General features: G+C 77.6%; 14 protein-coding genes. 8 read left to right on the top strand and 6 right to left on the bottom strand.

Going from position 1 to position 19,305, the window contains the following annotated elements; translation table 11 throughout:
• Positions 1–64: 64 nt before the first annotated feature.
• A complete protein-coding gene (locus ACFC0B_RS06005; RefSeq protein WP_376082861.1) occupies positions 65–1,603 on the bottom strand; it encodes a S8 family serine peptidase in 1,539 nt (512 codons plus the stop codon).
• 265 nt (positions 1,604–1,868) lie between these two features.
• Between ACFC0B_RS06005 and ACFC0B_RS06000 the strand changes: the two genes are divergently transcribed.
• From ACFC0B_RS06000 to ACFC0B_RS05965, 8 genes are all read left to right on the top strand, one after another.
• On the top strand, positions 1,869–2,633 hold the full coding sequence (locus ACFC0B_RS06000) for a Crp/Fnr family transcriptional regulator (RefSeq protein WP_376082858.1): 765 nt from the start codon (positions 1,869–1,871) through the stop codon (positions 2,631–2,633).
• On the top strand, positions 2,630–3,712 hold the full coding sequence (locus ACFC0B_RS05995; RefSeq protein WP_376082856.1) for a hypothetical protein: 1,083 nt from the start codon (positions 2,630–2,632) through the stop codon (positions 3,710–3,712). The genes ACFC0B_RS06000 and ACFC0B_RS05995 overlap by 4 nt, the downstream gene beginning before the upstream one ends.
• Positions 3,713–3,769: 57 nt before the next feature.
• Entirely contained in the window at positions 3,770–4,324 is a 555-nt protein-coding gene (locus ACFC0B_RS05990; RefSeq protein WP_376082853.1) for a nucleotide exchange factor GrpE, read from the top strand.
• Positions 4,325–4,377: 53 nt separating this feature from the next.
• On the top strand, positions 4,378–5,952 hold the full coding sequence (locus ACFC0B_RS05985) for an Hsp70 family protein (protein WP_376082851.1): 1,575 nt from the start codon (positions 4,378–4,380) through the stop codon (positions 5,950–5,952).
• 22 nt (positions 5,953–5,974) lie between these two features.
• Complete coding sequence (locus ACFC0B_RS05980; protein ID WP_376082849.1) at positions 5,975–8,668, top strand: hypothetical protein; 2,694 nt, start codon at positions 5,975–5,977, stop codon at positions 8,666–8,668.
• Entirely contained in the window at positions 8,665–9,726 is a 1,062-nt protein-coding gene (locus tag ACFC0B_RS05975; protein ID WP_376082846.1) for a hypothetical protein, read from the top strand. The genes ACFC0B_RS05980 and ACFC0B_RS05975 overlap by 4 nt, the downstream gene beginning before the upstream one ends.
• Complete coding sequence (locus ACFC0B_RS05970; RefSeq protein ID WP_376082844.1) at positions 9,723–12,239, top strand: hypothetical protein; 2,517 nt, start codon at positions 9,723–9,725, stop codon at positions 12,237–12,239. The genes ACFC0B_RS05975 and ACFC0B_RS05970 overlap by 4 nt, the downstream gene beginning before the upstream one ends.
• Positions 12,240–12,449: 210 nt before the next feature.
• Positions 12,450–12,674, top strand: a complete 225-nt coding sequence (locus ACFC0B_RS05965) for a holin (RefSeq protein WP_376082841.1) — start codon at positions 12,450–12,452, stop codon at positions 12,672–12,674.
• Between the two features lie 84 nt (positions 12,675–12,758).
• Here the strand turns inward: ACFC0B_RS05965 and ACFC0B_RS05960 are convergent, their stop codons facing one another.
• The 5 genes from ACFC0B_RS05960 to ACFC0B_RS05940 all read right to left on the bottom strand — a co-directional run bounded on the left by ACFC0B_RS05960 (position 12,759) and on the right by ACFC0B_RS05940 (position 19,302).
• Positions 12,759–15,461, bottom strand: a complete 2,703-nt coding sequence (locus ACFC0B_RS05960) for an NACHT domain-containing protein (RefSeq protein WP_376082839.1) — start codon at positions 15,459–15,461, stop codon at positions 12,759–12,761.
• A 70-nt stretch (positions 15,462–15,531) separates the two neighbouring features.
• Positions 15,532–16,167: a hypothetical protein gene (locus ACFC0B_RS05955; protein WP_376082837.1), complete on the bottom strand. Its 636-nt coding sequence runs from the start codon at positions 16,165–16,167 to the stop codon at positions 15,532–15,534.
• A gap of 268 nt (positions 16,168–16,435) precedes the next feature.
• Positions 16,436–17,059: a hypothetical protein gene (locus ACFC0B_RS05950; RefSeq protein WP_376082835.1), complete on the bottom strand. Its 624-nt coding sequence runs from the start codon at positions 17,057–17,059 to the stop codon at positions 16,436–16,438.
• A gap of 255 nt (positions 17,060–17,314) precedes the next feature.
• The gene (locus tag ACFC0B_RS05945) at positions 17,315–18,790 is read right to left on the bottom strand and encodes a dynamin family protein (RefSeq protein ID WP_376082833.1); all 1,476 of its coding nucleotides are present in this window, start codon (positions 18,788–18,790) and stop codon (positions 17,315–17,317) included.
• A complete protein-coding gene (locus tag ACFC0B_RS05940; protein ID WP_376082832.1) occupies positions 18,787–19,302 on the bottom strand; it encodes a hypothetical protein in 516 nt (171 codons plus the stop codon). The genes ACFC0B_RS05945 and ACFC0B_RS05940 overlap by 4 nt, the downstream gene beginning before the upstream one ends.
• Positions 19,303–19,305: the final 3 nt, after the last annotated feature.

Below are 19,305 nucleotides of genomic sequence, written 5' to 3'. Positions count from 1 at the left end.
ATGGATCGTCAGATTCTTGACAATCGGCTGCTGTTGATCCTTCCGGGCGCGCCGCCCGGGGCCGTCAGAACTGCAGCGCCCAGCCGTTGACCGTGCCGGGGAAGAACTCGCCGTAGGTGGTCACCCGCAGTCGCCAGACCCCGGCCGCGGTGTGCGCGGAGGCGTTGACGCCGAAGGTGGTGAGGACGTCCCCGCCCATCTCCGTGCGGTCGAAGTCGCGCAGCAGGAACGCCGCGCCGTCCGGGGCGACCAGCTCGACCCTGAGGTAGCCCCGCCACCAGTAGTCGATGTCGACCACGACGTCGAGATCGCGCGGCGCCTTGCCGGTCACCCCGGAGACGGTGATCGGGGACTCGAAGGTGCCCTTGCCGGTGAACGGCAGCGGGGCGGTGGAGGCGAACCGCGCACCGCGCGGCCGGTTCGGCACCGTGCCGGTGTACAGCAGGCGGTCCGGCGAACCGGCGCCGAGGCCGCGCAGGGAACCGGTGGTGGCGGTGGCGGTCAGTGCGGCGGACACCTGGGCGGGCGTGGCGGCCGGGTGCGACGCCAGGTACAGCGCGGCGGCGCCCGCCGCGTGCGGGGCGGCCATCGAGGTGCCCGACATGATGGTGCCGAGCCCCGGGAGGTCCGCCCAGAGCCCCACCGACTCGATCTCCACGCCGGGCGCGTAGAGGTCGACCAAGGGGCCGTAGTTGGAGAACGAGGCCTGCCCGTCGATCCGGTCGCTCGCGCCGACCGTGATCGCACTCGACACCCGCGCCGGGGAGTGGGTGTTCGCGTCGGCGTGCTGGTTGCCCGCCGCGACGGTGTACGGCAGGCCGGCGGCGACGGCCCCGGCGACGGCGGCGTCCAGGACCGGGTCCACCTCCCCGCCCAGGCTCATGTTGACCACGGCCGGCCGGACGGCGTGCTTGGTGACCCAGTCGATGCCCGCGACCACCTGCTCGGTGGTGCCCTCGCCGTAGTCGTCGAGCACCCGGACGGCCACGATCTTCGCGGCCTTGGCGACCCCGTAGTTACGGGCGGCCACCGTCCCCGCCACATGGGTGCCGTGGCCGTGGCCGTCCTGCGCGACGTTGTCGTTGTCGATCGCGTCGTAGCCGTAGGAGGCCCGCCCCTCGAACTCCGACGAGGCGATCCGCACTCCCGTGTCCACGATGTACGCCGTCACCCCGGCGCCCGCCGCGTCCGGATAGGTGTAGCGCTGGTCGAGCGGATGACGGCGCTGGTCGATCCGGTCCAGGCCCCAGGACTCCGGCGCCGCCTGCACGCCGTCGGCCCACACCCGCCGGTTCTGCGAAACAAGCGCCACCGACGGATCGGCGGCCAGCCGGCGCGCCTGCTTCGCCGTGAGATCGGCCGAGAACCCGCGCAACGCGGCATCGTAGCTGCGGCGCACCGAACCGCCGTAGGAGCGGGCCAGCGCCGCCGCGCCGTCCGCCACCGAACCCGCCACAGCAGCACCGGACTTGAACACCACCAGATAGCTCCCGGGGACCGCCGTCGGCGACCCCTCGCCCTGCACCACCCCCTCCGCGACCGCCGCCGAAGCGGGGAACACCCCGCCCGCGCCGATCACCAGGACCCCGGCCGTTCCCAGCACCGCGCAGACCCTTCGCAAGCGTCGTCCCGAACCCGTCATCGAAACCCCTCCTGGTATGGACCTGTATGGACCTGCCCAGAAGCCTGACGGATCGTCAACTCCATGACAAGCAAAGGCTGTTGTTATTCGCCAGAGACCGGACCGGAATCCGGGCAGACCGGCGGTGCGCGGCGCGCCGAGCCTGACACCGCACCGGGCGGTGCGCTATCTTCCGTACGGAATCGCCCTGTTGGGGCGGGGCTGCCGACCGGTGGGGGCAGGCACCATGCACAGCGCACGCGACGTCACGCACCCGGACGGGGAACCGGGCAGACCCGGCGCCTCCCGGACCGCTCCCTTCGTGCGCGGGCCGTTCACCGGCCTCGGCGAGGTCGACCTGCGGGAACTCGGGAGGCTCGGCACCCGGCGGGTCTACGCGCCGGGTGAGGCCCTGATGATCGAGGGCGACCCGGGCGACCGGGCCGCCCTCCTGCTGACCGGGTGCGTCAAGGTGGTCGCCGCCACCGAGGACGGCGGCGAGGCCCTGCTCGCCGTCCGGCTGCCCGGTGAACTCCTCGGCGAACTGGCCGTGCTGGACGGCGAGCCCCGCTCGGCCAGCGTCCTCGCGGTGCGCACCAGCACCACCCGGGAGATCGGCGGTCCGGCTTTCCTGGACTTCCTCGCCGACCGGCCCGCCGCCGCCCTCGCCGTCCAGCGCTCGGTCACCCGCAAGCTGCGCTCGGCCACCCGCCACCGGGTCGACGCCGGCCACGGCACCGGGCTGGCCCGGCTCGCCCGCACCCTGCACACCCTGCTCGGCTCCTACGGCACCCCCGTCGAGGACGGCCTGCGGATCGACGTCCCGCTCAGCCACGCCGACCTGGCCGCGCTCGCCCGGCTCTCCCCCGCCAGCGTCGAACGCTCCCTGCGCACCCTGCGCGACCAGGGCGCCGTCCGCACCAGCTACCGCGAACTCGTCGTCCTCGACCGCTCCCTGCTCGCCCGGGCGGCCGGCGTGCCGCTCCCCCCGGAAGGAGGCGGCCGGTCTTGAGCCGCACGGAGACCCCCCGGCTGCGCCGGATCTGCCTGGTCGTCGACATCGAGGCGTACGGCGGCCGGCCGTACCCGGTCCAGCAGAAGGTCCAGGAGCGGCTGGACCGCGCCCTGGACCACGCCTGCGAGCGGGCCGGCGTCCACCGGTCGCGCTGCGAGTCCCAGGACCGGGGCGACGGCCAACTCCTCCTGCTGCCGACCGGCGTCGACGAGGCGAAGGCGCTGCCGGGCCTGGTGCTCGGCCTGCGCGACGCCCTGCACACGCTCAACCGGACGCCCGGGACCTCCGGCCGGCTGCGGATCCGGGCGGCCCTCGCCCAGGGCGGGGTGCAGCGGGCGCCGCTGGGCTACCTGGCCCGTTCGGTGGAGACGGCCTGCCGGCTGCTGGACTGCGCGGAGGTACGGGCCGCGCTCAAGGCCACGCCGGACACCGACCTGGCGCTGGTGGTCGCCGACGACCTGTTCACCGACGCCCTGGCGACGGATGCGGGCGGTGTGCCCGTCGAGGAGTTCACCGAGATCACCGTGGCGATCCCGGACAAGCGCTTCGAGGCGCGCGCCTGGCTGGGCACGCCCCGCTCGGGCGCCCCGGTGGTCCTGCCCTCGCCCGCCGCGCCCGGCTCCCGCCGCCGGGCGGCGGGCTCGGCGCTCCTGCGCGGGCTCGGCGACGCCCTGGCCGGCGCCGCCCTGGGCGCCACCCTGCACGTCCCCCACGACGACCCGCCGCACCACCACGAGGACGGCCACGAGCACACCTGGCACGACCACGACGGCCACCACGGCCACCCGGATCACCAGGGCAGCGACGAGCACCACGAGCGCCACGGGCACGAGGCCGACCAGCAGGCCGAGCAGCAGGTGGAGCACCTCCCCCACGACGACCACGGCCCGCACCACACCGGCCACGACACCGACGCCTGGGCCGCCGACGACCCGCACCACCACCACGACCCGCACCACGAGGACGCCGGCACCCCGTACGACGACCACCACACCCATGACGACCACGACACCCACCACGGCCACGACCCGCACGACGGCTCGGCGGACCACGGGTGGCACGGACCGCACCACTGAGGCGCCGCCCCGGACCGAGGACCTCCGAAGCACCGCGCCGGAGGGCACCGGCGCGCTATGGTGGACGACGCACTGTCACGGGGAACGGGGGTCGCGGTGCCCGAGGCGCAGCCCGCAGCGGAGGAATCCGGACCGGTCGACGATCTCGCCGCGCTGGCCCGGGAGTTCACCGGGGCGCTCGCCCGCGAGCAGCAGCTCGCCGAGCGCCGGGAGGAACTGATCGCCCGGCTGCACACCGAGCTGGAGCAGCTGCGGCGCGGCGAGCTGGAGCGTGCGCTGGACCTGGTCCGCCACCCCCTGATCCGCCTGCACGACCAGATCCTGCGGCAGGCGGAGCTGCTCGACTCCCCGCTGACCGTGGACGAGTTGGGCGTGCTCCTGCGCGCGCTCGCGGACGAGACGGCGGACGCCCTGGCCGGCACCGGTGTCGAGCGCTACACGGCCGCGGTGGGCGAGCCCTACGACCCGGCCCGGCACCGCCCGGTGGGGCGGGACACCGCCGCGGCACCCGGGGAGGACCGCACGGTCAGCCGCGTCGTCTCGGCCGGCTTCGCCGCCGGCGACCGGGTGGTGCGCAAGTCCGAGGTGGTCGTGGCCCGCTGGGACCCCTGACGGATCCGCCGTCCCCCGTTCCTGTTTCGGCGAACCCCCTGGGAAGGGACCGCATGGCCGTCTACGGCATCGACCTCGGCACCACCTACTCCTGCGTCGCCTGCGTCGACGACGTCGGCCGGCCCACGGTGCTGCGGAACCTGGAGGGCTCCGACACCACCCCCTCGGTGGTGTACTTCGAGAGCGCGGACTCCACCGTCGTCGGCCAGAGCGCCAAGGACGCGGCCGTGCTGGACCCGGAGCGGGTGGTCCGGCTGATCAAGCGGGACATGGGCGAGTCGGTGCTCCGCGAGTTCCACGGGCGCGCGTTCACGCCCGAGGAGGTCTCGGCCCGCATCCTGCGCAAGCTCGCCGACGACGCGCGGGTCAGCGGCGGGGCGGAGGTGCGGGACGTGGTGATCACCGTGCCCGCGTACTTCGGACTCGCGGAGCGCGACGCGACCCGCAAGGCCGGGGAGATCGCCGGCCTGCGGGTGCTGGACGTCGTCGCCGAGCCGATCGCCGCCGCGCTGGACTACGGGGTGCTCGACACCGACGCCGAGCGCGACCGCTCCGTGCTGGTCTTCGACCTGGGCGGCGGCACCTTCGACACCACCGTGCTGACGCTGCGCGGCACCGACCTGAAGGTCCTGTGCACCGACGGGGCCAAGGAGCTCGGCGGGACCGACTTCGACGACCGGATCGTGATGCACCTGGTCGAGGCGTTCCGCGCCCGGTTCCCCGAGGTGGACGACCCGCTGGCGGACCAGCACTCGGAGACCCAGCTGCGGCGGGACGCGGAGGACGCCAAGCGGGCGCTCTCCTTCCGCGAGCGCTACACCGTCCGCGTGATGCACCAGGGCCGGGTCGCCGAGGTCGAGCTGACCCGCGAGCTGGTCGAGGAGCTCACCCGCGACCTGCTCGACCGCACGGTCGAGATCACCCGGCGCACCCTGGCCCTGGCCCGCGAGCGCGGGGTCGAGCGCTTCGACGAGGTCCTGCTGGTCGGCGGCTCCACCAAGATGCCCGCCGTGGCGCAGCGGCTGCGCGAGGAGTTCGGCTTCGAACCCCGGCTGCACAACCCCGACCTGACGGTGGCGCGCGGCGCCGCGCTGTACGCCCTCGACCGGGCCCTGTCCATCGTCAAGAGCGGTGACCTGCCCGCCTCCGAGGCCCCCGACGTGCCCGACACCGGCCGGATCACCCGGCAGGCCTACCAGGTCGCGACGGTGGCCGCGCGCGGCTACGGCATCCGCGTGCTGGACGTGGAGACCGACCGCGAGTACGTCAGCCACCTCGTCCACGCGAACGACGGCCTCCCGGCCGCGGTGACCCAGGACTTCTACACCGTCCGCGAGGGCCAGCGCCGGGTGCGGATCCAGGTGATGGAGCAGGCCGGCGCCGTCGAGTCCGACCAACTCGACCACAACACCGTGGTCGCCGAGGGCGATCTGGACATCCCCCCGGGGAAGCCCGCGCGCTGGCCGTTCGCCTGCGAGTTCTCGCTCGGCACCTCGGGGCTGCTGGAGGTCGTCGCCACCGAGCGCGAGACGGGCCGCCGGCTCGAACTGTCCGTGCAGATCGGCGGCATGACCGCGGCGGCGGTGGACGAGGCCAGGGTCGCGCTCGGCCGCGAGCAGATCACCTGACGGCGGCGGGACACCGTCCGAGATGGCGTTCGACGAGGCGCGCTACCTGCGCGAGGTGCTCGACCCGGGCCTGCCGGTGGACGAGGACCTGCGGCACCGCTACCAGCTCCCGGCCGAGCTCACCGCGGCCGGGGTCGACGAGGCGGTGCGGGCCGCCCGCGCCTGCTGGCGGCGGCACCGCACCCGGCTCAAGTACCTCGCGGTGATCGAGGAGCTGGAGGCCGGCCACCTGCCGCACCAGGCCGTCTTCGAGGCGGCGCGGGGCGGCGACCTCGCCCCGCTGCGCGCGGCCGTCGCCGAGCAGGGGCGCCGCGCCGCGGCCGCGCGGGACGACCTGCTCGCCACCGTGCGCGAGGCCGCCGGCGGCCTCGGCCTGATCACCCCCGCGACGCTGGCCCGGGTCGGCGCCGTCCACGGGGCCGACCCGGCCCGGCTGGACGGGGCCCTGACGGCCCTGTCCGTCACCGTCGCCGGGCCCGACCCGCTCCCCCGCGACCTGCCGCACCCGGCCTACGCCCGCTGCGCGCGGCAGCTGGCGGTCCTGCGGCTGCGCCACCTCGCCGACTTCCTGACGGCCGGCGCCCCCGGGGAGCGCGCCGACGCCCCGGTCCGGCCGTTCACCGGCCCCGCGCCGGCCGAGCACACGCTGGAGGCGGCCGCGCTGCGCTGGGGCCGGCAGCCGCACGGCGCCGCCCACACGGCGGCGCAGGCGGTGGCCGCCGCCGCGCGCAAGGTCCTCGGCGACCTGGGGCCGGAGGGGCTGCGCGCCGTGCTGCTGCACGAACTGGCCACGCCGCTCCGGGCCCGGCGGGCCGCCCGGGCCGGGGCGGGGACCCTGCTCGCCCACGCCGAGCAGGGCCTGTCGGTCGCCGCGCCCGACGCCCGGCGGCTGGTCCTGGCCGTGCTGGACGAGCCGGAGCCGGACCCGGTCACCGCCCGGCTGCGCGCGCTGGTCGCCGACGGGCTGCTGGCCGAGGCGGCGGCGGTGCTGGACCGGCTCCCGGAGCGGGCGCTCCCGCCGGAGGCCGCCGCGCCGGCCGCGCACGTCCGGGCGGTCCTGGCCGAGGCGCGGCGGCTCGGCGACCTCGCCTCCGGGCACCGGGTCACCGATCCGGACCACGCCTGGGCGCTGCTGGACCGGGCCGAGGCCCTGGTCCGGGACCTGCCCCGGCTCGACGAGGTGCGCCGCTCGCTGCCGGTCCGTCCGGTCCCCCGGGTGAGCGCGGCGGCGGACCGGACGGGCGTGCTGGTGGTGTGGGAGCCGACCCCGTCGACGGCCGGGTGGCCGGAGTACGTGGTGGTGCGCCGCGTCGACCGGGCGCCGCGCTCGGTGGCCGACGGGACGGTCCTGGAACCGCCCGCTCCCGGCGCGGTCTCGCTGCTGGACACCGGGGCCCCGGTGAACGTGCCGGTCCACTACGGGGTCGCGGTGCGGCGCGCCGCCGAGCCGGACGGGCTGTACTCACCGCTCGCCGTCAGCGGGCCGGTATGCCACCGGCCGGAGGTCGGATCCGCCCGGCTGGAGGCGGACGACGGTGTGGTGAGCGGCCGTTGGCAGCTCCCGGCGGGCGCGGAGGCCGTGCGCGTCACGCGCCTCGCCGACCCGGATCCGCAGGGCGCGCCGGACCCCCACGGCACGCCGGTCGCCGCCCGGGCGGACGGGTTCACCGACCGGGGGCGGCCCAACGGCCGCGCCCACGGCTACCGGATCCAGGCCCTCTACCGGGAGGACGACGGCAGCGTGACGGCCACCGCGGGCCTGGTGCTCAGCGCCCTCCCGCTCGCGCCCCCGGAGCCGGTCACCGACCTCGTCGTGGCGCCCGCCGCGGAGGACCCCGGCCAGTTCGAGGCCCGCTTCACCGGCCCGGCGGAGTCCGCGCGGGGCGAGGTCCGCCTCTACGCCTTCGACGCCCGCCCGCCGTGGCCGGTCGGCCGGCTGCTGCGCCCGGCCGAGGTCGCCGCCCGGGGCACCCGGCTGTCGGCCCGGCCCGCCGCCGGGGGCCTGCGGTTCCGGCCCCCGGGGCGCGGCGCCGTGGTCGTCGCGGTCACGGTCGCCGGCGACCGCGCCGCGATCGGGGCGGGCGAACCGGTGGTGGCGGTCCCCGAGCTGCGGAACGCGGCGGTGGTCCGCGGCGCGGGCGAGGCCGTGGTCACCTTCGACTGGCCGCCGGACGGGCCCGGCGAGGCCGAGGTCCGCTGGCGGGTCGCCGGCGGCGCGCTCCAGCGGCGCACCGTCACCCGCCTCGGCCATCTGCACCGCAACGGGGTCCGGCTCCCCGTGCCGCACGGCGCGCCCGCCGAGGTCGAGCTGCGCCCGGTCGGCCGGGCGGACGGCCTGCCGGCGTTCGGCCCGCCGGTCCGGCTGGTCCTGCCGGCCCGGATCGAGGTCCCGTACACCCTGACCCGCCGGGGGCTGCCCGGACGGCGTTCGGTGCGGGCGGTCTTCCGGTGCGCCACCGAGGTCCTGGTGCCGGGGCTGGTGCTGGTCGCCTCCACCGGGCCGACCTGGCCGCTCGCCGCCGGTGACGGCGAGACCCTTGCCGAGCTCGGCGCCGTGCGGATCGGCCCCGGCCGCCCGGCCGTGCTCACCGCCCGGCTGCCCCGGGGCCGTGTCTCCTGGCTGCGCTGCTTCACCCTCGGCGAGGAGGTCGTGCTCGTCGATCCGCCGGTCCGCCGGCTGCGGACGGGCGCGCGGCGGGCGGAGGACCGCTCGTGACCCTCCCGGGCCGTCGCGGGGGCGGCCTCGTCTGCCCGGCCTGTCTGCGCCGGGTCGGCCGCGCGGACACCGTCTTCCGGTGCGTCTCCCGGCCGGACCGGTGCAGCGGCGACGACCGGCTCGCCCTCGCCGATCCGCGCGCGCCGTCCGCCGTCTGCGGCCGCTGCGGGCGGACGACCTCGCGCCGCCACTGCCGCCGGTGCGGCGAGCGGCTGCCCGAGGGCCGTCCCGGGGAGCCCGGCCTGATCCTCGCGGTCGCGGGGCCGCCCGGCGGCGGGAGGAGCACCTTCCTCGCCGTGCTGCTGCACGAACTGCGGCACGGCCTCGGCGCGGAGCTGGACGTGGCCCTGCTGCCCGGCGACGACCGGACCGAGAGCGAGGTCCGGCTGCGCTACGAGCACCCGCTCTACGAGGAGGGCCGTACGCTCCCCGCCCACGACCCCCACGCGGGCTCCCGACCGCTCGTCCACCGGCTGGGCCGCGGCGGCGGCCGGCGCGAACGGACGCTGACGCTGGTCCTGCTGGACTGCCCGGCCGGCGCCGCCCCGCCGGACCTCTCCGCGGCGGACGCGGCGGTGCTGCTGCTCGACCCGCGCGACCTGCCCGGCACGGGGCTGCGCCCGGGCGGGGGCACCCGGTCGGCGCAGGCCCTGGACCGGGCTCTCGACGGGCTGCCCCGGGCCGCCGGCGGCCGGATCCGGATCCCGCTCGCGGTCGGGCTGGCCAAGCTCGACCTGCTCACCCCGACCCTGCCGCCGCACTCCCCGCTGCACCGCCGCCGCTCCCCCGGCCCGGCGTACGACCCGGTGGACCGGGCGGCCGTGGACACCGAACTGCGGGCGCTGCTGGAGCTCTGGCGGGGCGGCGGGATCACCCGGCGGCTGCGCGAGGAACGGGCCGACCACCAGCTCTTCGCGTTCTCCGCGCTCGGCGCCGCGCCCCGCTCCGGCGCGACGCCGCCCGGCGGCCCGCGTCCGCACCGGGTCGAGGACCCCCTGCTGTGGCTGCTGCACCGCGTCGGCTTCCTGGACCGGGCCCGGCGGGTGGGGCGGGCGTGACACCGGGGCGCGGGGAGACCGGCCGGGCGCGCCGCCCCGGCCCGACGGCGCAGCAGTGGGGCAACGCCGTCTTCGCCTTCCTGCTGCTCCCGGTGCTGCTCTGGGCCGGGGTCCTCTTCGCCGCCGCCGGTGTGGCGCTGCACGCCCTCGTGGTCGTCCTGCCGCGGCTGCTCCGGCGCCATGCCCGGGCCGTCCGGGAGGCGTTCGGCGCGGGCGCGCCCGCCCCCGCGGACGGCGGCCCCGCCCGGGAGCCGTACCTGCACCGGGCCGGCGGGCAGGCGCTGCGGGCGGTGTGGCGCGCTCTCCGGGAGGCCTACGCCGAGGAGTTCCGGGCCGCGCGCAGGATCGGCCCCGGGCTGCTGCCGCCCGAGGGCGGGTCCGCGCGGCGCGCCGAGCGGATCGTGACCCGCGGCGTCGGCGGGCTGCTCCGCCTCCTCAAGGGCGTCAGCGCCGCCGCGGCCGTCCTGGTGTCGGCGCTCCTGGCGCTCCCCGCCCTGGCCGGCCAACTGCTGCTCCGGGCCGCGCTGCTGGCCGCCTTCCGGCTCTGGTGGACCGCCTGCCGGGCGGTCGACCGCCTCGGCCGCCGGCTCACCGCCGCCGCCGCGGTCTGCCCGCACCCGGACTGCGGCCGCGCCGTGGAACTGCCGGACCGGCTCTGCCCCGGGTGCGGCGCGCGGCACCCGGGCCTGGTTCCCGACCGGCACGGCGGCCTGCGCCGCACCTGCCGCTGCGGGGTCCGGCTGCCCGCCGGGACCGTGTTCGGCGCGTGGCGGCTGGAGGCCCGCTGCCCGCACTGCTCCCGGCCGGTGCCGCCGGGCGGCGCACCGGCGCGGACGGTACTCGTCGCGGGGGCGCCCCGGTCGGGGCGCAGCACCGTCGTCCGCGGCGGGTTCGCGCACCTGGCCGCGGTCCTCGGGCCGTTCGGGGGGCGGGTCGGTCCGGCACTGCCGGGGACGGCCGCGGCGGAGCTGACCGGGCCGCGCGGTGGGCGGCGGACCCTCGTGCTGCTCGATCCGCCGGGCCCGGTGTTCGCGGAGCAGTCCGGCCTCGACGCCCTGGACGGCCTGCGCCGCGCGCACGGACTGGTGCTGGTCCTCGACGCGCTGACGCTCCCCTCGGTGCGGCGGGCGCTGGGCGGCACGGCCCGGTCGGCGGAGCCCGGGTCCGTCCCGGCGGCGGAGCGGGTGCTGCGTGCCGTCGGCGCGCTTCCCCGGCGCCGCCGGCCGCGGCGGATCGCCGTGGTGCTCACCCGGGCCGCCGCGCTGCGCGCCACCCCGGCCGGTCCGGGGCCGGGGGACGGCGAGGAGGCGGTGCGCGCGTGGCTGGAGGAGGCGGGGGCCGGGAACCTGGTCCGGCTGCTCAACCGGACCGGCACGCGGACGCGGTTCCTGGCCGACGGCCCGGCGGCGGAGGCGGAGGCGGGGGCGGGCCCGGCGCTGGGCGGGCTGCTGCTCTGGGCCGCCGGGGTCCCCGCCGGGCCCCGGCGCCTCCCGGCCCCGCGCCGCGTCCGCCCGGCCGGCGGCCTCCGGGTCCGGCACTCCGGCGGGACGGCCCGCACCCGGCGGGCGCTGCTGCTCTCCCATCTGGCCGGCCTCGCGGCGGTGCCGGTGGCGCTCACCCTACTGTTCACCGGGTCGCTGCCGCCCTCAGCGGCGTTCGGGCTGCCCGCCGCCGTCGACCGGTGGCTCCGTCCGCTGCCGGACTTCGCCCACGAGGTCGACCTCGCCGCCTTCCGCGGGGACGGCTCCTGGCCGGCCTTCACGGCCAGCTACTCCGCCCCCGGGAGCAGCCCGGACGGGCCGCGCGACGGGAAGGGCGGCGACTGGTCGACGCACGGCAGCCCGAACGCGGCCGTGCCCGGCGCGGCGGACGCCGAGGAGATGGCGGACTGGCTGCGGCGGTCGGAGTGGCTGGAGATCGGCTTCGGGAGCCCGGTGCCGATCTCCCGGATGGAGCTGGACATGGAGCCCGGCGGCTTCGCGATGACCACGGTCCAGGCACTCACCGCCGGGGGCACCTGGGTGGATGCGGGCCGGGAACGGGTCTCCAACGAGAACCTCCTGACGGGACGGGACCGGCGGTTCGAACTCGGCCTCACCACGTCGGTGATCAGGATCGTCCCGGTCGTGCTGCCCGGGCAGGAGGGCGCGCGCATCACCCGCCTGCGGGTCTGGTCGGCCTCGACCACGCTGGTCCGGCCGCGCCTCGCCGGGACCGACCTGCGGCTGACCAACACGGCCCACCGGGACGTGTCGATCGAGGTGCTCCCCCCGGTGCTTCCGCCGGGCTGGCGGGCCGAGCCCGGGACGGCACCGCCGCGGCGGCTGGCGGCCGGTGCCACCGCCACCGCCCCGTGGCACCTGACCGCCGACCCCGGCGCGCGGCCCGGGCCGGTCCGCTACGCGGTCCGCGTCACCGAGGACGGCCGCAGCGCGACCGCGACCTGCTACGCCCTGCTCCGGCCGACGCCGGAGGGGCCCCGCGCCGAGCCCCTCACCTGCGACCCGGCCTGAGCCCCGGGCCGCCCCTCGGCCTTCGGACTTTCTTCGGGTGCGCACCGCGGCCGTCCTCGGAAACCGGGGGCCCGAACGTGTACACCCGGGGGCGGCAACTCCCCGTCCCCGCAGGTCCTCCGGCCACCGACCCCGTCCCCCGCGAACGGCCCCACCCGGGTGCTCCGCGACCACGCACCTGATCACCTCCACGTGCAAGGAGTCCTGACCATGCGGAAGTTCATCATCGATCTGACCGAGCGCACCGCGGCCACCTACGCCTCCGCGTTCCTCGGCCTGCTGCTGGCCGACACCTTCGACCTGACGTCGATCGGCGCGCTCAAGGCGGCGGCGGTGGCGGCGCTGCCGGCCGCGCTGAGCGTCCTCAAGGGAGCGCTGGCGACCCGCGTCGGCGACCCGGCCTCGGCCGCCCTGCTGGCCCGCGGCCGCGACTGACCGGCGCGGCCCCTGCTCCGGCCCCGCGGGGCCGGAGCAGGCCGAGCTCTCCCGCGCTCTCCCGGGCGTGCCCCGCGCGCCGCGCTACGGGCGCCAGCGGCCGCCGGAGAGCTCGGCCAGCGCCTCCTCGATGTCCGGGGGCACCGCCCGGCCGACGCCCAGGGGCTGCACCAGGTACCACCCGTCCCGGCCCCGGAAGCGCGCCGGGGGGACGGGCGCCCCCGGGCCCGGCCGGACGTGGATGCCGTGCACGCGGGCGTCGCGGCCGCAGACGTGGACCCGGCGGACCGCCACCTCGTCCACGTCGCACCACGCGTAGCGGCAGGTGTTCCGGCCCCACCGGGCGGCGATGAACGTGTCGGTGATGTGCAGTTCGAACCGCCGCCGGGGCAGGAAGCGGATCAGCATCAGCAGCAGGCCGATCGCCGGCAGCCCCACCATCGGCGCCCAGGACACCAGCTGGTCCCAGGTGCCGCCCACCGTGGTCCGCACCAGTTGGAGGGCCATCAGGGCGCCGAGCGGGCCCCAGTGCGCGAGCATGACCTCGCGCGTCCGGCCGGTGAGCAGGTACGAGGCCGGGTCGCGCCGCGCGGTGAAGCCCCGCCAGGTCGAGGCCGGGGGCAGGAACGGCGACGGCGACGGCGTTCCCGGGCCGGTTCCGGGGCCGGGGCCTGGACCGGGGCCGGGGCCTGGACCGGGGCCGGGGCCTGGACCGGGGCCGGGGCCGGTCGCGCCGGGCGCCCTGCGGGGTGCGGGGACCGCTCCCGTCCCCGGCGGGTGCACCGGGTCGACCGCGGCGGCCAGGTGCTGCTGGAGCCGCAGGTTGCGGAAGCGGTACGTCCCGGCCGTCCGCTGGAGCAGGCCGGCCCGGTGGGCGTCCCGCAGGAACGTCATCAGCGCCCAGGGCACCCGGCCCGCCGCCGCCAGCGAGCACCGCGCCAGCAGCCACCGGCTCCACGGGCTGATCAGCAGGAACATCGCGCACGCCCCGCACCAGGCCGCCAGGGCGTCGGCCCAGTCCCCGTGGGGGTGGGCCCGCGCCCAGCCCAGCAGTTCGATGCCGGCGGCGATCAGCGGCGCCGGCACGACCATCGTCAGCAGCACCGCGGTCCGCTCCGACCGGAGCAGCGCGTCGGGCGTCGCGGCGTCCACGGTGTCCGAGGGGGCCGCCATCACGATCATCAGATAGCCGGGCAGCAGCAGGCCCACCACCAGCATGAGCCCCACCGAGGACGGCACCAGGTACTGGAACACGCCCAGGGCGAGGATCACCGGCGGCCCGCCGATCACCACCGTGAGCCGCCAGGCCCGGCCCAGCCGCCCGTTGCGGCCGGCCGAGCGCAGGGCGCCGGCGAACCGCAGCGGATCGGCCCGCCGCCGGGGCGTCGAGGGGTCGTCCCCGAACCACACCTGCCCGGCCGTCCGGACCGCCCCCGCCATGGTCACGCTCAGGCCCAGCGTGGCTCCGAAGCCGAAGATCCGGTGCGAGGAGCCCTGGACGAGCCCCAGCACCAGGTCGAACAGCACCGACAGCGCGATCCCCGCCGCGATCAGCACGGGCACCGCCAGCGCCCGCGGCAGGGGCGTGCCGAACAGGCGCCACCAGGCCAGTTCGGCGGTGCCCTGGCGGCTCATCAGCCGGGCGAGGTGGGACAGCCAGACCCGCGCCTGCTCCGCCTCCCACTGCCGGGGCGGGTGCAGGCGGTCGGGGCCCGGAGGCAGCCGCGGGAACGACGCGGGCACGATCCGGTCGAGCAGGTGCCGTTCGACCTGCGCGGCGGTCGGGAAGCGCCGGCGGTCCACCAGCTCACCCGGGTCCGCCGGCGCCCGCTCGTAGCCGCGCCGCACCAGCCACACCATCAGCGGCGTCGACAGCGCCCGGCTCACCGGGCTGTTGGGCTCCGCGCGGAGCTCGGCCAGCAGCGGCGCCCACTCCTTCGCGCGCGACGGCTGCCGGGCCTGGCGCAGGTAGGCCGCCACGTCGGCGGGGTCGAGCGGCAGCGCCTCGATCGCCGAGTCCACCCGGAGCACGTCCCGCTGCGCCGCCACCAGCTCGCGGTAGGCCTCGGTGCGGCAGATCACCACCACCCCGCCGTCCTGGCCCAGTTGGCGCCCGAGGGCGCCGAGCACCGCGATCCGCCGGTGCTCGGGCAGCTCGTCGAGGCTGTCCAGGACGGGCAGCAGGCGCCGCTCGCTGACCAGCCGGCCGGCGGGGTGGAGCCCGTCCACCCGCGGCAGGCCGGGGTGCTCCTCGGCGATCCGGCCGATCAGCCAGTCGTGGAAGTTGACCCGCTCCGCGTCCCAGGACTCCAGCGACAGCACGACGGGCACCGGGACGTCCTCGCCGCGGGTGAGCCGGCGGGCGAGCAGCTCCAGGGTGAGCAGCACGGCCAGGGTCGTCTTGCCCGCGCCGGCCCCGCCGAGGATCAGCAGGCGGCGCCGGTCGAGCCCGAGCAGGGCCTCCGCCATCGTGCCGACCCGGTCACCGCGCCCGCCGAGTTCGGTCCCCGGCCCGAGGGCGGTGCGGCTGTGCACCCAGCGGACGGCCAGCGGTTCGGGGTCGGCCATGTCCCAGGCGTCGGCCTCGGCCCGCCACTGGTACAGCAGGCTGCGGGCCAGCCGCTCCTCGGCGAGGCCGAGGGGTGTCGCCGGCGGGACCGGCGGGGGCGGCACGGTGAGGTGCAACTCGCCGTTGAGCACGCCGATCTGGACCAGGTAGTGCACCGTGCTGTCGGTGACGATGTTGCGGATGTCCGCGGGCCCCTGGCCCCGTTCGGATGCTGTCACTCCCCCGTCCCGCCTGTGTCGACCCCTGCCGCGCCCGTCCTTTGTACCAGCACCGGCCCGGTTCGCGCGGTCAGTGGCCGCCCTTCGGCTCGGTGCAGCCGCCGTCCAGGTAGTACCCGTGGGCCTCGACCGTGACGGGCCTGCCGAGGCGGCCGGCGACGCACGGGCCGGCGCCAGGGACGCTGACCTCGAACGACACCTCGCCGCCCGCGACGTGGAGCTGGATGTTGTCGGCCGGGTAGCCGAGGGACGCCAGGATGCCGCGCACGTCGTCCTCGGTGAGCGGTGCCCCGGCGCGGGCCCCGACCGCGTCGGCGATGCGCTTGCCGTGCGCCTCGCCCCGGCAGCGGGCCTCCGCGGTGAGCACCGCCATCTGCTTGTACATCGAGTTCTCGGCGTGCTTGGCCACCCACGGGTCGACCGGTTCGGCCGGGCCGGTCGACCCGGTACCGGTGCCGGTGCCGCCGGCGGTGGGGCTCGGCCGTGCGGACGCGCAGCCCAGCGCCGCCACCTGGGGAAAGAGCCGGTCGTGCTCGGCGATGCCGGTCGGGGAGGTGGCGGACGCGGACGGGGCGGACGGGGTGGGCGCGGGCGCGGTGGACGCGGCCGTCCCGCCGCCGCCCGTGCTGCGCACGCTTCCGCAGCCGGTCACCGCCACCGCCCCCGCCAGCACACCCGCTGCCACCGCCACTGCCGTCCGCCTCATCAGCCCGCCCCTCCCCGGCCCGACCCGCGCCCCGCGAGGGCGCTCCGTACGCCGCCCATCATGCCGGACGCCCCGACTGCGCCGCCGACCGGTTCGAGTCCGCCGATGCCGTCCGGCATCCGCGTCGGCCTCGACGCGCGGCAGCGGACGCTGTCGCTGCTCGAACCGGCGGTAGGGCCGCACCCGCGGACGGGGCCGAGCCGGCTCGCACCTCGGTGACCGCCGCCCCGGGTCGCTCGTTGGGCCGGTGGGAGCGGCGGTCACGGCCCTACCGCGGGTGGGCGCCGGGCCGGTGGTCGTCGCAGAACCAGCCGCCCGGGTAGAGGCGGGCAGCCGCTCCGCAGCGGGCGCCGCGGCCCGCGGTGCAGAGGTCGCGCACGAGCGGTGCGATGGGCGGCCTGGCGATCGGTAGCGGGACCTCGACGACCGGTGGCCCGGGTCGGCGGCGGTGGACGTCCCGGCGCGGGCGCGGGCCGGTGGTGCCCCGGCGCGGGGGCGCGTCGCGGTCCGCGGTGCGGTGGCCGGCGGCCCCGACCGCCTCCGCCTCGGCCGGGTGGCCGGTGCTCTCGGCCACCCGGCGGCAGCGCTCCTTGGAGGCCTTCTGCTCGTCGCTCTCGCCGTGGTACCGGCGGTGGCGCGGGTTGTGGTGGGCGGCGATGCGGACGCCCTGGCGCTCGAAGACGTACATCCACACGGCGACTCCGCGGGTCGCCAGGCAGTCGGGGCAGTAGAGGCCGCGCCGGTGGACCGGGCGCCGGTCCCCGAGCAGGCGCGACCACAGACCGGGGTGGCCGGGGTGCCCGAGGTCTTCGCGGTCGAGGTCGAGGGTGGCGTTGACGAGCGTGCAGAAGACGGGGTTGCGCGGCGAGGTCTCGCCGTCGAAATCGTCCATGGCATCTCTTCTCTGCCCTCGCCCACCGGAGGTAGGCTCGGGCGCAAAAGGGACCGCAGCTGTGATTCCAACGTGCGCACGTCCCCGAATGCCTCCGAATTCCGGGAACCTCCGGACGGTTGTCCTGAATCCTGCGGCGCATTCCCGGAATTCCCCCCGACATTGACGGTCCCTTCCCGACGGCTGCCGCGTTTCCCATCGATTGCCCGGTATGCGGTGGCCCGGAACAGGCCACCGCATCCGCGTGAGGGGCGGTCAGGCGGGCGGGGTGGCGAAGTAGATGCCCTCGCACAGTTCGCGGGCGATCCGTGCGTGGCGGCCGACGTCGCGCAGGGGGCCGTCCTCCAGGCGGCGCCAGTCGCGGGCGGCGCTCGCCGCCGCCCGGCGCAGGTCCGCGGGGGCGGCGTCGGCGGGCAGCCGGAGGCGGGCGGCGGGGGTGCGGCCGGTGGCGAGGGCGATCAGGGCGGCGGCGGTGTCCTCGTCGAGTTCGAGCCGCTGTCCGGCCACCGCGGCCAGCGCCCGGGCGAGTTCGTGGCGGCGCAGTTCCGGGTGCCGGCGCAGGTCGCCGATCCGGGTGCGGGCCTGCTGGAGGACGGCGGCGGGCAGGCCTTCGCCGGTACCGAGGGCCGCCTCGACGGCGCCGAGGGCGGCGGCCGAGCGCAGCGCGTCGGCGACGTCGACGAAGCGCAGCCGCAGGTGCTCGACGACGGCCGCGATGCCGGAGGCGGCCCGGAACTCGGCGAGCAGGGCGGCGGCCCCGATCGGGCGGCCCTCGGAGCGGGCCCGGCGGGCGGCCGTCAGGGCGGTGTCGACGCCGTGGACGCCGAGCAGGCCGTACAGCCGCTGCCGTTCGGGGCCGGTGAGCGGCGCGCCGTCCCAGTCGAGGAAGCGCCGGCCGGAGTAGAGGGCGCGGCGCAGTTCGGGGGCGGGGGCCTCGACGAGCCGGCGCACCAGGGCGGCGTCCGGTTCGGTGAAGTCGTCACCGAGGGCGGTCTGGGCGAGCAGTCCGACCACCGGGAGCACCGCGTCGACCAGCCCGGCGAGCCGGTCGGCGTTGGTCGCGGCGACCTGCCGGGCGCGCGGCCACGGGTCGCCGTGGCCCTCCCCGAGCAGGTCGATCCGGCTGAGCACGCCGACGGCGTTGAGCGCGGTCATCCGGCCGTCGGCCTGGGCCCGCAGGGCGCCCAGCGCCTCGGCGTCGCCCGCGCCGGGGTGCGGCATGACGTAGATCATCGCGTCGGCGCGGGCGAGGGCCTCCAGCGCGGGCCCGTCGAGGCCGCTGAGCGAGTCGAGGCCGGGGGTGTCGACGAGCACGCAGTCGCCGGCGGGCCGCAGTCCGGCGGCCTCGACGACGACCTCGGCGATCCGGTCGGCGCTCACGCCGAGGTCCCGGGGGTCGCGCGGCAGTCCGCCGGCCTGCCAGTGGACGGTGCCGTCCCGCTGCCGGACCTGGAGCCGGTTGAGCCGCCCGGGCCGGAACCAGGCGACCACCGTCGTGCACTCGGTGGCGGCCGAGGCGGCGAGCCGGCGGCCGAGCAGGGCGTTCACCAGGGTGGACTTGCCCGCGTTCATCCGGCCACCGACGGCGATCCGCAGGGTCCGCTCGGCCAGCCGCTCGTGGACGGCCCGCACCGCCTCCGCGGCCGGGCCGGGTGGCAGCCGGCCCGCCAGCTCCGCGCAGAACGCGGCCACCACCGGGGCGAGTTCGGCGTCGGACGGGGGGACGGTCACCGCCGGACCGCCCGAACGGGCGCACCGACCGGCGGGGCCGTGCCGCGCTGCTCGCGCTCCAGCAGTCGGGCGAGCTTCCGGGCCGGGCGGCTCAGCCCGGCTACCTCCTCCTTGAGCTCGCGCACCCGCCCCTCCCCGTACTTCAGCCGCTGGGCCGCGCCCTCCACGCCCTTGAACCAGGAGACCGGCAGCCGCGCGGTCTCCGGGCCGTCGGCGGCGGAGCCGGTGAGCGCCCCGCCCCGGTAGGCCGTCCAGTGGAAGCCGGGCACCTCGCCGCGCCCGTATCGCAGCCCGGCCTTCAGCTCGGTGCGCCGCGAGGACGGCGGCGGGTGGACGCCCTGGCGCAGCCGGCCGCCGGCGGTGGTCAGGTCGTCGGCGGTCCGGCGGTCGGCGGTGACCGGCCGGAAGCCCTTGCGGTCGGCCGCGAGGTGGGTGGACATCCCCGCGAGGCAGCTGCTCCTGCCGGCGCCGCTGTGGCCGAGGGCGACCACCCGGAGGTTCATCAGGTCCATGCG

Origin of the sequence: Kitasatospora sp. NPDC056184 (genome assembly GCF_042268405.1) — a bacterium.
In the GTDB taxonomy this organism is placed as follows: domain Bacteria; phylum Actinomycetota; class Actinomycetes; order Streptomycetales; family Streptomycetaceae; genus Kitasatospora.
The sequence above is the reverse complement of the archived record's forward strand: the minus strand, read 5'-3'. Positions and strand labels throughout refer to the sequence as shown.